This is a genomic window from Pseudolysobacter antarcticus (assembly GCF_004168365.1).
Lineage (GTDB): Bacteria > Pseudomonadota > Gammaproteobacteria > Xanthomonadales > Rhodanobacteraceae > Pseudolysobacter > Pseudolysobacter antarcticus.
Genome location: NZ_CP035704.1, coordinates 3,851,335 through 3,865,070, shown reverse-complemented (window position 1 = coordinate 3,865,070; position 13,736 = coordinate 3,851,335). Strand labels below are relative to the sequence as shown.

12 protein-coding genes are annotated in these 13,736 nt (G+C 58.1%); 2 read left to right on the top strand and 10 right to left on the bottom strand.

Annotation, left to right across the window (positions count from 1 at the left end; translation table 11 throughout):
* Nucleotides 1-39 precede the first annotated feature (39 nt).
* From ELE36_RS16615 to ELE36_RS16570, 10 genes are all read right to left on the bottom strand, one after another.
* The gene (locus tag ELE36_RS16615; RefSeq protein ID WP_129835255.1) at nucleotides 40-1,224 is read right to left on the bottom strand and encodes a hypothetical protein; all 1,185 of its coding nucleotides are present in this window, start codon (nucleotides 1,222-1,224) and stop codon (nucleotides 40-42) included.
* A 656-nt stretch (nucleotides 1,225-1,880) separates the two neighbouring features.
* Complete coding sequence (locus ELE36_RS16610) at nucleotides 1,881-2,339, bottom strand: GtrA family protein (protein ID WP_129835253.1); 459 nt, start codon at nucleotides 2,337-2,339, stop codon at nucleotides 1,881-1,883.
* Between the two features lie 7 nt (nucleotides 2,340-2,346).
* On the bottom strand, nucleotides 2,347-3,000 hold the full coding sequence (locus tag ELE36_RS16605) for a class I SAM-dependent methyltransferase (RefSeq protein WP_129835251.1): 654 nt from the start codon (nucleotides 2,998-3,000) through the stop codon (nucleotides 2,347-2,349).
* A gap of 74 nt (nucleotides 3,001-3,074) precedes the next feature.
* Nucleotides 3,075-4,436 (bottom strand): NAD(P)/FAD-dependent oxidoreductase, encoded by a 1,362-nt coding sequence (locus ELE36_RS16600; RefSeq protein ID WP_129835249.1) that lies wholly within the window; start codon nucleotides 4,434-4,436, stop codon nucleotides 3,075-3,077.
* Nucleotides 4,433-5,377, bottom strand: a complete 945-nt coding sequence (locus ELE36_RS16595) for an NAD-dependent epimerase/dehydratase family protein (RefSeq protein ID WP_129835247.1) — start codon at nucleotides 5,375-5,377, stop codon at nucleotides 4,433-4,435. The genes ELE36_RS16600 and ELE36_RS16595 overlap by 4 nt, the downstream gene beginning before the upstream one ends.
* Before the next feature lie 18 nt (nucleotides 5,378-5,395).
* Nucleotides 5,396-6,133 (bottom strand): SDR family oxidoreductase, encoded by a 738-nt coding sequence (locus ELE36_RS16590; protein ID WP_129835245.1) that lies wholly within the window; start codon nucleotides 6,131-6,133, stop codon nucleotides 5,396-5,398.
* A gap of 7 nt (nucleotides 6,134-6,140) precedes the next feature.
* On the bottom strand, nucleotides 6,141-7,436 hold the full coding sequence (locus ELE36_RS16585; RefSeq protein WP_129835243.1) for an FAD-binding oxidoreductase: 1,296 nt from the start codon (nucleotides 7,434-7,436) through the stop codon (nucleotides 6,141-6,143).
* Complete coding sequence (locus ELE36_RS16580) at nucleotides 7,436-8,890, bottom strand: UbiA family prenyltransferase (protein WP_242512293.1); 1,455 nt, start codon at nucleotides 8,888-8,890, stop codon at nucleotides 7,436-7,438. The genes ELE36_RS16585 and ELE36_RS16580 overlap by 1 nt, the downstream gene beginning before the upstream one ends.
* Nucleotides 8,891-8,978: 88 nt before the next feature.
* Nucleotides 8,979-9,920, bottom strand: a complete 942-nt coding sequence (locus ELE36_RS16575; protein WP_129835241.1) for an electron transfer flavoprotein subunit alpha/FixB family protein — start codon at nucleotides 9,918-9,920, stop codon at nucleotides 8,979-8,981.
* A gap of 68 nt (nucleotides 9,921-9,988) precedes the next feature.
* Entirely contained in the window at nucleotides 9,989-10,735 is a 747-nt protein-coding gene (locus ELE36_RS16570) for an electron transfer flavoprotein subunit beta/FixA family protein (protein ID WP_129835239.1), read from the bottom strand.
* A 265-nt stretch (nucleotides 10,736-11,000) separates the two neighbouring features.
* Between ELE36_RS16570 and ELE36_RS16565 the strand changes: the two genes are divergently transcribed.
* Both ELE36_RS16565 and ELE36_RS16560 read left to right on the top strand, forming a co-directional pair.
* The gene (locus ELE36_RS16565; protein ID WP_129835237.1) at nucleotides 11,001-11,390 is read left to right on the top strand and encodes a BlaI/MecI/CopY family transcriptional regulator; all 390 of its coding nucleotides are present in this window, start codon (nucleotides 11,001-11,003) and stop codon (nucleotides 11,388-11,390) included.
* Nucleotides 11,383-13,713, top strand: a complete 2,331-nt coding sequence (locus ELE36_RS16560; RefSeq protein WP_129835235.1) for a M56 family metallopeptidase — start codon at nucleotides 11,383-11,385, stop codon at nucleotides 13,711-13,713. Before ELE36_RS16565 ends, ELE36_RS16560 begins: the two co-directional genes overlap by 8 nt.
* Nucleotides 13,714-13,736 lie beyond the last annotated feature (23 nt).

Below are 13,736 nucleotides of genomic sequence, written 5' to 3'. Positions count from 1 at the left end.
ATGCAGCAATTATTCTGCGTGGAATTGCCGCTCCGTGGATCAGGGTTTGTGAACGAATGTTCCTGTTTTGCATGGCACCGAATTCGCATTCCGTATCGCAATTTCATAGTCCCCTGCAGCGACGCCGGACGCGGATGTAGTGATGTCGACGCCGGTCCAATGATAACGCGCAGACTTCAGCGCAGTGGCAACGTCCGGGCGCGCGTGCGCAACACCCGTCACGGCATATTCGACATCTTTGCCAAGCAGCAAAATCCTTGGCTGGTTGAATACGGAAAAGTAGGGGAAGTTGTCGGAGATCACCCAGCCGGTAAATCGCACGGGAAGATTCGCGGGCAGATTCGTCGCCGAAGATCCGCCGGAGAAATCATCGAGATGACATTTTGACAGGCTGCGATCCGGCGACTTTCGTTCGCTCCGCGCGAACAGACCGAGCGGGTTATGCGGAACAATGGCTTCCGCGGCACAGACCATTCGCGAGAGCAAACCGACGCGCTTCGCATCGCAAGGCAGCGGCAAATCGTTCTTATCAATTCGCAACAGTTGCTGCATCGTCGAATCGGCAAGCAACATCGCCAGCCGCGGCTTTCTCGGGTAAGGCAATTCGAACTTGTCGACATCAATGGTCGGGTCATGCAGCAACGCCCGAGTGACGAATAGGGTGGATTGGCGTGATGCTTGCGTAATGTTCGCCTCAAGCACGCCATCTATTGTTGCAACGCCGAAAAATAGCGCCATGCAAATGCCAAGCGCAACCATTGAGGTGCGACCCGCCACTCGTAAAAATGGCCGTGGGATATATTGCGAAGCCTGGAACAAACGACAGCCGAAATACAGGTTGGCAATCAGCCCCAACAATAATGTATCCGTATAGCGAGAAGGGACTGCGATCAGCGAATGGCCGCGTCCATAGGCTATGGCGATTGCCTGTAGGAAAACCCACATCGCAAGGCCAATAAAAAATGCGTCGACTCGCGATAAGGCTTTTCGTTTGAGCAGTGCATGAATACTCCAGGCAGCGACCGATAGCCACGCCAGTGGAAACAGTTGTATCGGCCACGCCAGGACGCGTGCGGTGCCGGTAATGAATTCGAGTACGGATTGCGCTCTCAATTCATCGCCATCGCCGAGTTTGGGTATCAGCGAATAACCGAATAGCGTGACCAGGAAAAGTATTGCGATGAGCAGGATTCGCGACCTCCTGTTTTCGCGATCATTCGTCATTCCCGCCAGCACCAGAAAAATGGCGACCGGCGCGACCAGAAATCCGGACGCCAGCGTGCCGAGGCAACACACAGCAAGAACGCCGGCAATCATGCAATCTCGCAGCGAAAGCGCGTGCTTGCTGCAAATCATGAGGATCAGCAACGAGAACAGCAATGAAAAATAAAACGGACTCTGGAAACCCCAAAGCGTGTTCTCGCTATCGATCAAGGTCATTGGCAAAATGACGATCAATATGAGCAGTGCATTGCGACTGAATTTATTTTCGATCCTGCTTGCGATGAATGCGAGGCTCGCAATCATCGCGGCATAAATTCCGGCATTGGCAATTGCGAATACACGATTATCCCAGTAGTTCGAATTCAACGAAAATACCAGGAGATCGAAAATGCGTTTGAAGAAAATGTGATGTTCGTTGTGCAGTGCGAGCAGTTGCGAGAATTTGAGATTGCTCTCGACCCACGGCTTCAGCAGAAAAAACGCTTCGCTATCCCACTGATCGGCCAGAGGTAATGAGGACGAATAGCGCAGGATCTGAATCGTGTGGCAGAGAAACGCCCAAAGCCAGACGAGAAATAATAATCGAAAAGTCGTGTTCGAAAATAATTCTCGTGGTGCACGCATAAATATTCAAACCCTTGAAAAAAGTATCGCGATTATCTGAAGGTCAGATGTTTGTGGCCGAGGTAGCTCGTAATCACCGGTGCCAATATGCCCAGCGCATGGGCGATTTCCTCGGTATAGGAATGAATGCCTAGCGCGGGCAGCACGATCCGCGCGAACAGCAGGCTCACTGCCAGCGTCAGCACCAATGCGCCGAGATTGATCAAGAGAAACCACAGCATCTGTTGGTGCAACTGGTTTTTCGATGCCGTGAACACTAGCGCGCGATTGAGCACGAACGCCGTGGTGATGCCGACGACGAATGCAAAAAATATCGCCAGCGAATAATCGCAAAACCGGCTGAACACGATGCGGCTGCCAAAGTTTGCCGCCGCGGCGATAGCGCTCACAAACAGAAAGCGCAAAAACCGTTTCGATTCGTTCGAGTCGCTGCCTTGGGCATTATTCGCCGCAGAGTTTGGCGGCGATTCTGGTTCACGCGCGCGGTTCATGCTGCGCTCACGGTTTTTCGGCGATCACCAGCGCCTGTTTGCCGAGGATGCGCCAAGCCAGCGGAACACGCAGATACAGGCGTACCAGAAACGCCGCTTTCGGCAGGCGACTTTTGGTGGTGTAAGGCAAAAACCGTGGAATGACGAGGGTCGGTTTGAACCCGGCGAGTTCGAGGCCTTCGACGAGGCTGCGATCACTCAGCGCGGTGTGATGATCGAAAAAATCCCAATATTCCGCATAGAGAAAACGGATATTCGGCTGCAGGATGATGACCTGACCGCCGGGTCGCAGGATGCGCAGCGCTTCCTGAAAGGTTTCGAGCACAAGCTGTTTGCTCGGCAGATGTTCGAGGAAATTGCTCATGAACACGACATCGACGCTGTCGCCCGGAAGCTCGCGAATTGCAGTGCAGGATTCGTTGATCACGCGCACATCGGCGGCGGCGCGCTGCTTCACTTCGGGATTCAGATCGACCGCGATCTTGGTGCCGGCCTGGATGTTGTTGATGAACTCGCAATAACCCGCGCCGATATCCACCACCGTCGCATCCGGTTTGACATACCGACTGAAAAAATCCTTGCACAGCACCTGCCAGATCGCGTGTTTGGCGGCGAGCTCGCTCTCGGGAAAACGATGGCGATAGAGTTGTTCGAGCTCCATTTTTTTCTCCAGTAGAAATTTTGTGGGCCGTGATTCTCGTGAACCGGCGCCAGCGGAATTATTCGTTATCGAAACTAGCCAGCATACTCGCCAGCGAGTTGCGCCAGGGTTTTTCCGACCTTGAGACTTTCCGAGATCGAGCGATCTTCGGGGTAATAATACGATGTGTCGGCCATGTAAAACCCGGCGACCGGAGTCTGCATCGGCGGCAGCATCTGCGCAAATCCGGGCGGACACACGGTCTGCGAAAAGTCGTAGCGATGGCAATGGCTCGCGAGCACCCAGTCGGCGTTGAATTGCGGATTCAGGCGCGCCAGATAAGCGAGTGTCTCGGCTATGAATTCGCTGTTTGATCGCGCATATTTCGGATGCGTTTTTGGCATGTAGAACGGCGCGTAGACGATCGACGGATCCCCATTCGCCGCATCGAACCGGCACAGATTGGTGTATTCGATCACGCCCGGAACATCGATGCTGCTATCGCAGATATTCATCCAGAAATTATCCGTCAGCGGCTGCTTGAGTTTGAAGATCACGCACACCACGGGAATGTTGACGATGGCGCGAACCTGCGCGGCAAATGCCGGCGGAAGGTCGGGCACGAGGTCGGGTACGAACTGGATCGGCGCGGTGCTGATCACGACATCGATGCTGCGCTCTGCATCGTTCACAACGATGCCGCGCACTTTTCCGAAACCGTCGGTGGTCACACGCTGGATGCCGGATTTCAGATGGATTGCACCACCACGCTGGAGGATGGCTTGCTGCATTTTTTCCAGCAGAATTTCCGATCCACCTTGCAGATAACCGAGTGATTCCTGCAGCAGGCTGCGGCGCGATAGCGCAATGCGCTTGATCCGCGTGCCGAGCCAGGCGGCCGATAGCGACTCGCTGTATTCAAAAAATTTGAGTTCGAATAAACGTTGCCACAACACGGTGTAGGCGCGTTGACCGAGCCATTTTTTCAGCCACGGCGTTGCACCCACACGATCGAGTTTCGACCAGTCGCGAATGCCCTTGGTATACATCACGTGCAACGCGTAGCGGAATTTGTCGATCCAGCCGAGGCCATCGAACTTCAGCAGCGCAAACGGCGTGCCCCAGCGATGCAATTTGCCAGCGTGGAAAAATCCCATCTCGGTATCGGTCCAGCGCAGCTTGTCGCTGAGGCCGAGTTCTTGCAGCAACTCGAATAACGGCGCATCGGTCTTGCAGATGAAGTGATAAAAACGTTCGATGGCGAGACCGTCGAAATCGAAACTCGCCGACATGCCACCGATCCGGTCATCGCGTTCGTAGATATCGACTTGGTGACCGTGCTTGAGCAATTCCATCGCACAGATCAAGCCCATCGGCCCGGCGCCAATGATCGCGAAATGTTTGCGGCCAGCTGATTTCTCCGGCGATATGGATTGCGGTTGTGCCGTGAGTGTCATCGTTTCAGTACAACCTTGCTGTAGCGCGGATCAGTATAACTTTCGCGGATCGCGGCCTCGAACGGGGTCTGTTCGACGCCGAAGATTTGCGCGGTATCAATACCGTGGAATTCATCACCGGCGGTCAGTGCCTTGAGTTGATCGGCGGTGAACGGCGGTTTCGCGCTGAAGATCGAATAGGTGCGCAGCAGCAGGCGAAAAAGCGCGTATGGAATCGGCACGATCAATGTGCGCAAACGTTTCACGCGCTTGATCGTGCGGATGATGTCGATGTAATCGATGCGTGTATCGCCACAGATATCGTAGACGCCGCCGACTGGCTGATCCTGCATGCAGCGCACGATGCAGCGGCAGAAATCGCGTTCGTACAACGGCTGGCGCATGTAGCGGCCATCGCCGGGAATCGGGAACACAGGCGTCTTCGCCATGAAGCGCGACAGCCAGCCGAGATGTTTCGGATCGAACCAGCCGAACATCAGCGTCGGGCGCAGGATGCAATGCGGCAGACCGCTTTCGACCACGAGTTTTTCCTGCGCGCGTTTGGTGTGCGTGTAGTCGTCGTCGGCCACCGAATTCACCACGGACGAGCTGATATGCACGAGATACGGCACGGTATTTTTCTGCGCCGCAGCCAATACATTTTTGGTCGCCGCGATATTGTTGCGCACGAATAAGTCAGCATGTTTGCCGGTGATCTGCGCATGCAATTGCACGATGCACGCGGCACCGTCGAAACTGTTTTCCCACGCGCCGCGTTCGGCCAGATCTGCGCAGACAATTTCGACATCGGGATTCAGCTCGCGCAGGATACCGAGGTTGTATTCGTGCTTGTCGATGCCGACGATATGCGTGAAACCCTGCGCCTTGAGTTCGACGATCAGATTCTGTCCGACCAGCCCAGCGGCACCGGTCAATACGATTTTTGCGTCTTTCGCCAACATGCTTTTTGCGCTATCCATTCAGAGCTTGAGGCGTTTGAAAATCGGTTCGGGAATGCTGCGGATGATCAGCATGATGATGCTCCAGAACCATGGCAGATAAACGACGCTGCGACCACGATCGATCGCGTTGACGATGCCCGTGGCGATTTGTGCCGGCTGCGCCCACAGCGCGCTTTTCTTGAACGCTGCAGTCATCGGCGTATCGACAAATCCCGGTTTGATCGTCAGCACGTTGACCTTCGATTTCGCTAGACGCTGGCGCAATCCACCGAGGAAAACCGACAGCGCAGCCTTGGCCGAGCCGTAGACATAATTGCTCTGCCGACCGCGATCACCGGCGACCGAGGAAATCACTGCGAGCGTACCGAAACCTTGCGCTTCGAGCAGGTTCGCCAGCGGCGTGAGCAGTGCCATCGTGCTAAGTGCATTGATCACGAACTCGCGACGCAACGCATCGACCGATCCTTGGCATTCGATTTGATCCGACAACGTACCGTGCGCGATCAGCACGGTATCGATGCCGCCGAGCGCGAGGCTGGCCGCGTTGATGACCGCGGCATGTGCGTCGAAATCGGTGACTTCCAAAGTTGCGGTCGCCACGCGCACTGCGCCGCGCACGCCGAGATCGGTGGCGATGGTTTGCAGTCGATCGGCATCGCGTGCGACCAGAAACAAGCTGTCGCCGCGCGCGGCCAAAAGACGCGCGGTGGCTTCCGCGATGGCCGATGTCGCACCGATGATGAGGACTCTGCGCATGTAATATTTACTCCGTGACTCGCCGCCAGAAACTCGATGAGAATTTCGGATCGATATGGGTTTGCAATTTTTCCCATTGCGGAAAATACTGACGAAAATGTGCGCTGCTCATGCGTGCGTCCTTGGCCGGATACACCGAACCGCTGGCCGCAGCGACCACCGCATCGAGCCGATCGAGCAGCGCAAATGTGCTCGGTCCGGCGTTCGCAAAATCCAGCGCCAGCGTGGTGCCGGTGCGCGCAAACGACATCAGCCCCGCCGCCTCGCGCTCGCCGAATGTCTTGAGCACGGCGAGGAAAGATCCCGTGCCGCTGCGCGCGATGATGCGCAACAACTCGGCGACGACTTCTGCAGAATTTTGCGGCGGCACCAGACATTGATACTGCAGAAATCCGCGCGGGCCGTACATGCGATTCCACTCGGCGATCGAATCCAGCGGAAAGAAAAACGGTTCGTAATGACTCAGTCCATGCGCCGCGATTGGGCGGTGATAATACAGCGTGTTGAACAGACGCAGGCTGGCGCGATTGACCAGCGACAGCGGCGGCGTGAACGGCATGCGCAGATGGCGTTGCCGCGGTGGACGTTTTGCATTGCTCACCTGTGCATGATTGGCGCGCATGAACAAGCCACGGCCGAGCTTGGCTTCTGGCGCGCAGCAGTCGATCCAGGCGACGCTGTATTCGTAATCTTTTTCGGAAGCACTCGACAGCGCGAAAAATTCCGCGAGATTTTCAAAGCGCAGAGTTTCGGTCGCGAGCCACGGCCCGGCGATGCGCTGCAGCGAAAATTCTGCCCACACAATCAAACCGGTCAGGCCGAGTCCACCGATGCTGGCGTGGAAAAGTTCTGAATTTTGCGTACGGTCGCATAGCAGACGCGACCCGTCCGAACGCAGCAATTCGAACTGCCGCACATGCTCGCCGAACGTGCCCGCGCGATGATGATTCTTGCCGTGCACATCGTTGGCGATCGCGCCACCGACCGTGATGAATTTCGTACCCGGCAGCACTGGCAGAAACCAGCCTTGCGGTATCACCAGATCGAGAATTTCGCTGAACAAAACGCCGGCCTCGCAGCGCAGAATTCCGCTGCCTGGATCGAACGCGATCAACCGATCCAGTCCACGCGTAACCAGCAGATTGCCGGCATCGTTCAGACAACTGTCGCCATAACTGCGGCCGTTGCCATAGGCGAGCAGGGTGCCGTCAGGCGTGGGCAACTCGGCGCCACGCCAATGCAGCGGCACGATGTTCTGGGTGACGTGCGGATAGCGCCCCCAACTGCTGCCGACGGTCGGCATCAGATCGCTCCGACGATGGCAGCGCCGCACAACACCAAGATGATGCGGCTGATACGATCGAGCAGCGCGAATACGACGGGATCGTCATGCATCGCGCCGCGATGTGCGATCAACCACGCGCGGCTGACCCAGTACAACAACAACGGACACAGCATCCACAGCATTTGTGGATGGCGATACAGCACCTCGCTCGCGGTGCTGTTGATGTATAGCGCGAGCACCAGCACGCTGAGAAATCCGCTGGAACCGCCAAGGGATTCGATCAGCGGCAAGTCATCGACCGCGTAACCGCGACCGCTCGCTTCGGTCTGGCCGGCGTCGCGCAGACCGCGCAATTCGGTGTAGCGCTTGAGCATCGCCAAGCTCAGGAACAGGAACATCGAGAACGCGAGCAACCAGAACGACAACGCGGTGCGAATAGCCACCGTGCCGGCAACGATGCGCACTGTGTAGAGCGCGCCGAGCACGATCGCATCGAGCATCGCGATACGTTTGAGGGCGAACGAATACGCCAGGGTCAGCGCGTAATAACTGAGCAAAACCGCGGCGAATATCGGCGAAAGAAACAATGCGAGAGCGAACGAAATCAGCGCGAGCAGTGGTGCGGCGACCAGCCCGGCAACCAGCGATAATGTGCCCGCGGCAAACGGGCGCAAACGTTTGCGCGGATGGCGACGATCCGATTCGAGATCGAGCAGATCGTTCAGCAGATACACGCCCGAGGCACACAGGCCGAAGCAGAAAAATGCGACTATCGAGCGCTGAATTGCCTGCGGTGCAAACAGCATGTGGGCGGCGAGCAGCGGCAAAAAGATCAGCAGATTTTTCAGCCACTGATGCAGGCGCAACGCGCGCACCCAGATCCGCACGCCGGATTTTTCGCGCGCGAAAACCTGCGTCACCGAAAATGCTTTTCGCGCACGCCGCAATAACGCCGGACTGGCATTGACGACGATGGCTTGCCGCGCGTGCGACCACACCTGCATATCCGGCGCGGCATTGCCGGCGTAATCGAAACCGCGCTCGGAATAATTTTCGACCAGCGCCTGCGCCTTGCGTGAGCCGGAAAGATTCACGAGACCATCGCTCGCGAGCACCGTGTCGAAGCCGCCAAGATAGTTGGCGACCGCATCCACCAGCAACCGATCGCTGGCGCTGCACAGCACTTTTTTGCGCGCGATATTTTCGTCGCGCAGCCATGTCAGCACGCGCGTGTCGTACGGCAGCAGGCTCACGTCGACATTCGCGCGCAACGCAATCTCGCGCTTCAATCGCGCTTTGCCATGGATCAGCCACACGACAAAACTCAGCAGATAAAATGGATTGCGACGCAGCAGGCTGAGCGCCGATTCGAGCAGCAAATCCGAGCGCAGCAACGTGCCGTCGAGATCGACGCAGAGCGGGATATCAAGATCCGCGCTCGGGCTCGGTGGGTGCTCATCAGCTTCGTGCAACGCAACTCTCCGTTCGCTCACAGCGCAAAGTCTGTGCAGATTAAACCGAGCGCCAGCACGTTTGCGCGAGCCCGATGGCCAGGCGTTTTTACAGCGCCTGTTCGAGTTCCGGCACGAGTTTGAACAGGTCACCCACGAGGCCGAAATCGGCGATTTCGAAGATCGGTGCTTCGCCGTCCTTGTTGATCGCGACGATCGTGCCGGCGTCCTTGATGCCGGTCAGATGCTGGATCGCGCCCGAGATGCCGACTGCGACATAGAGTTCGGGTGCGATGATCTTGCCGGTCTGGCCGACCTGCATGTCGCTCGGCACGTAACCCGCATCGACCGCGGCGCGTGACGCCCCGACACCGGCGCCGAGCTTGTCGGCGAGTTTGAAAATGATCTCGAAATTTTCCTTCGAGCCGAGGGCGCGACCGCCCGAAACTACGCGGCTCGCGGTCTGCAAGTCGGGGCGATCGGTGGCGCCGGCTTGCAGGTCGACGAAACGCGTATGCGTCGGAATTTCCGCGGTGATATTCGACACTTCGATCGGTGCCGTATTGCTGCCGGAATTCGCCGCGGCATACGAGGCATTGCGCACCGTCGCGACCACGACATGATCTTTCGCCGCTTCGACCGTGATGATCGCGTTGCCGGCGTAGATCGGGCGCTGGAAGGTGTAGGCGTCCTGCACTTTCATGATGTCGGAAACCTGCGCCACGCCGAGCAAGCCGGCGACACGCGGCAGAAGATCTTTGCCGAACGTGGTCGATGGTCCGAGCACATGCGTATAACCGGCCGCCGCTGCGGCAACTTGCGGCGCGAGCACCGCAGCGAGCGCGTGTTCATTGGCCGCGTTGGCGATGGTCACGATACGAGTCACGCCGTCGATGCGCGCGGCTTCGGCGGCGATCGCGGTTGGGTCGGCGGCCAGCACCAGAATATCGACCGAGTCCGCGCCCATCTGCAGTGCGCAGGTCACGCACTTGGCCGTGCTCGGATTGAGTTTGCCGTGGTCATGTTCGGCGACGATCAGAATCTTGCTCATGCGAAATCTCTTGGTGGTGGCGCGGAAGCGATCCGCGGCGGTTCACGATAAAAACGATGCAGCCGAAATCAGAGCAGGCCTTTGGCCTTCAATGCGGCGATCAGTTCGGGCACATCCTTGACCATCACGCCACGCGTGCGTTTGGCCGGCGGAGCGTAACTTGTGGTCTTGAGATGATCGCCGGATTCCACGCCGAGCGATTCCAGCGTGATTGTTTCGAGCGGCTTGGCCTTCGCTTTCATGATGTCGGGCAGCTTGATGAAACGCGGCTCGTTCAAACGCAGGTCGGTGGTGATCACCGCGGGCAGATCGACTTCGATGGTTTCGAGACCCGCATCGATCTCGCGCGTGACTCGCGCCACGGCGCCGGTCACTTCGACTTTCGAGGCGAACGTCGCCTGCGGTCGGCCCCACAACGCGGCGAGCATCTGGCCGGTCTGATTGGCGTCGTCATCGATCGCCTGTTTGCCGAGGATCACGATCTGCGGCTGTTCTTTCTCGATTAGCTTGAGCAAGGCGCGCGCCGCGGTGAGCGGCTGAATCGCCTCGGTGGTGGTGATATGGATCGCGCGATTCGCGCCCATCGCCAAGCCGTTGCGCAGGTGCGCTTGCGCATCCGGCGGGCCGATCGTGGCGACGATGACTTCGGTGGCGATGCCTTTCTCGCGCAGCCGCAGCGCTTCTTCGAGCGCGATCTCGTCGAACGGATTGACCGAGAGTTTCACGCCGTCGGTAACCACGCCGGAACCATCGGGTTTGACCTGAATGCGGACGTTGTAGTCCACCACGCGTTTGTAACCCACCAGGATTTTCATGTACGGGTATTCCCAAGGTTTGCGCCGACGCGGAACGCGGCAGAGTGAGCAAGACAATGCGCAATTGTAGCGTGGATTGTCTTTGCGGTAATCCCGCGGTGATTGCGCATGTTTGTGGGTAGCCCGAATGGCGGACGCTAAAAGATGTTTCGCCCCAAAAGGCGAGCAAAAAACATTCGCGAAAAATGACCATGACTTTCGGCCTGCTTGTGTTTTTCGGAGTGATGTTCTACAACTGTAGTACGACAGCTGTAGAAGAATTCCGATGACAAGCAAGAAACGCGATATAGCTCTGAGCGAACTGCAGGCCGCGGTGATGCGCGTGCTGTGGCAGCGCGGCGAAGTCAGCACCGCGGAGGTGGCCGATGTGCTGGCCGGCGAGCGCGGCATAAAGCACACCACGGTTGCGACCTTGCTGACGCGACTGGAAAAACGCGGCGCGGTCGCTTTGCGTCGTGATGGTCGCCAATTGATTTATCGCGCGCTCGTGAGTGAGTCCGAAGTGCGGCGCTCGATGGTCAGCGATCTGATCGCGAGTTTGTTCGCTGGCGACCATAAAGCGCTGATGGCACATCTGGTGCAAGAAGGCGACACGGCGCCGGGTGATCTGGATCAGTTGCGGCGCAAACTCGGCAAGGGAAAATCCCATGATTGATGTGACCCATTTTGTGGCGTGGCTGCTCACCGTCGCCATGCACGCCATGCTGCTGCTGGCCTGCGCCTGGCTGCTTGATACGACCTTGAAATTGCGTTTGGCCTGGCGCGAACTGCTCTGGCGCAGCGCGCTGTTCGGTGGCGCGTTGACGGCATCGATCGCATTTTTGCCGATCCCGCTGCCGACTGCGCTGAGATTCGCCGTACACGGCGTTACCCCAGTCAGCACAACGGTTGCGACGCGCGTGAGAGCGTCATCCGATATCCAGCACAAACCGAAAGCCGCTAGCGATTTGCAACATGTCGCAATGCTAGAACAAGCACCGCAGCGCGCCACAAAAATCGGCAGCGCGCCGATCGATGCACAAATCAGCGCCAGCGTTTCGTCATGGCAGATTCCACACGTTTTGATCCTGCCGTTGCTCTCGCTGTGGCTGGCCGGCGCACTCATGCAGCTCGCGCGTTTGCTGCGCGCCGAGTGGCAACTTCGGCAATTATTATGTGATGCACACGCTGTCCACGATCTGTCCGCAACGGACATGTTGGACACGCTTGCGGACGCAGCCGGGCGATCCGCGCCACGACTGTTCGAGCTGGATCACATCGATTCGCCATTCGCGATCGGCCACTACATCGTGCTGCCGCGTTGGGCGCGTTTGCAGTGGTCTCGCGCGCAACTGCAGGCGGCGCTCGCGCATGAGTTCGCTCATCTGCAACGGCGTGATCCGCGCTGGCGGCGAATCATCGCGATCTGGCAATCGTTATTGTGGTTCGTGCCGCTCACGCATCTCGCGCGGCGACGTATCGAGGAATGCGCCGAGCTGGCCTGCGATGCTGCCGCGGCTAGAGCACCGAATGGCGCGCATGCGCTCGCCGAATGTCTGGTGGCTTGCCTGCAGCAGCGCAGCAATGGCCACGCTGGATGGTCACCTGCGGCCGCGATGGCGCAGCGCCGTTCACCACTTATGCAACGTGTCGATCAACTGCTTGAAGGAGCACCTATGAATACTTTACGAACCGGCTGGCTGGGCGCGTGCCTGGTCACCACCTTGCTGATGGGTTTTTCCATGATCCTGCCGGGGCTGCAGTTTGCGCACGCCGATGTGCCGACGCCGCCGGCCGTACCGGTTGCGCCGAAACCACCCACCGCGCCGAAGGCGCATGTATCAGGCGCCGAATATCACATCTCGATCGATGACGATCACACACTGATCCGTACGCGCGACAGGCAAGGCACGCTGGATGTCAGGATCAACGGCAAGGTGTCGTTCAATGAGAGCGAAAACGACATCGAAAGCCTGACCGGCACCGCCAGCATCGAGCAGGACCATGATGGTAATGCACGCCGCATCGAGTACCGTCTGGTCGATGGTGCGATCGAACGGCGCTATTGGCTGCACGATCACGAACAAGCGCTCGACGCCGATGCGCGCGCTTGGCTGGCGCAGGTGATTCCCGCGGTATTGCGTAGCGGTGGCTTCGATGCCGAAGCGCGCGTACAGCGTTTTCTCAAGCGTGGCGGCGTCGCGGCGGTGCTCGCTGAAATCGCCCTGATCGATTCCGATTCGGGCCGCTCGCGTTACATCATCGAACTGTCGAAACAAACCAGCTTGCGCGGCAAGGATCTCGATCAAGTGCTCGACCTGACGGCGGCAATCGGTTCGGATTATGAAAAACGCCAAGCCTTGCAGACGCTGTTCACGCAACAGAAATTCGATGATGCCTTGCTCGCGCACATGCTCACCTTGGTGGGCGATGTGAGCTCGGATTACGAGCGTGCCGAACTGCTCGTGGCGGTCGCGCCGCAGTCGCTGGCCGGGCATCTCTCGCGTGCGGCATGGATGACTGCGGTGGCCGGTATCAGCTCGGATTACGAGCATCGACGCACGCTCGAAGCGCTGCTGAAAAACGTCAGGAACGATGACGTTTTATTGCGACAGATCCTCGCCGGCGCCGAGAGCATCTCCTCCGATTACGAGCGCCGTAGCCTGGTGCAAAGCGTGTTGCAGCACGTCGATAACGCCGACACGATTGCACCGGCCTATCTGCAGGCGGCGCGCAATATCAGCTCGGATTACGAGCATCGCGAGGCCTTGACGGCGCTGATCAATGCCCCAGGTTTTGGCAAGGTGTCGGCATCGGGAATTCTCGATGATGCGAATTCGATCGGCTCAGATTACGAGGCTAGCCGCTTGCTGAAGGAGTTGATCGAACGCATGCCTGGCGACGCGGATTTGATCACGCGTTGCCATGCCGCAGCGGCGCGTTTGTCGGATCACGAACGCAAGGAAGTCGAGCGCGCATTGCAGTCACGCGAAGTTTGAAGCGCGCCGCTTTTGTCATGACG

Bases quoted from the DNA above. Each gene is read 5' to 3' on its own strand.
- ELE36_RS16615 (WP_129835255.1), bottom strand. From the start codon at position 1,224: ATGACGAATGATCGCGAAAACAGGAGGTCGCGAATCCTGCTCATCGCA.
- ELE36_RS16610 (WP_129835253.1), bottom strand. From the start codon at position 2,339: ATGAACCGCGCGCGTGAACCAGAATCGCCGCCAAACTCTGCGGCGAAT.
- ELE36_RS16605 (WP_129835251.1), bottom strand. From the start codon at position 3,000: ATGGAGCTCGAACAACTCTATCGCCATCGTTTTCCCGAGAGCGAGCTC.
- ELE36_RS16600 (WP_129835249.1), bottom strand. From the start codon at position 4,436: ATGACACTCACGGCACAACCGCAATCCATATCGCCGGAGAAATCAGCT.
- ELE36_RS16595 (WP_129835247.1), bottom strand. From the start codon at position 5,377: ATGTTGGCGAAAGACGCAAAAATCGTATTGACCGGTGCCGCTGGGCTG.
- ELE36_RS16590 (WP_129835245.1), bottom strand. From the start codon at position 6,133: ATGCGCAGAGTCCTCATCATCGGTGCGACATCGGCCATCGCGGAAGCC.
- ELE36_RS16585 (WP_129835243.1), bottom strand. From the start codon at position 7,436: ATGCCGACCGTCGGCAGCAGTTGGGGGCGCTATCCGCACGTCACCCAG.
- ELE36_RS16575 (WP_129835241.1), bottom strand. From the start codon at position 9,920: ATGAGCAAGATTCTGATCGTCGCCGAACATGACCACGGCAAACTCAAT.
- ELE36_RS16570 (WP_129835239.1), bottom strand. From the start codon at position 10,735: ATGAAAATCCTGGTGGGTTACAAACGCGTGGTGGACTACAACGTCCGC.
- ELE36_RS16565 (WP_129835237.1), top strand. From the start codon at position 11,001: ATGACAAGCAAGAAACGCGATATAGCTCTGAGCGAACTGCAGGCCGCG.
- ELE36_RS16560 (WP_129835235.1), top strand. From the start codon at position 11,383: ATGATTGATGTGACCCATTTTGTGGCGTGGCTGCTCACCGTCGCCATG.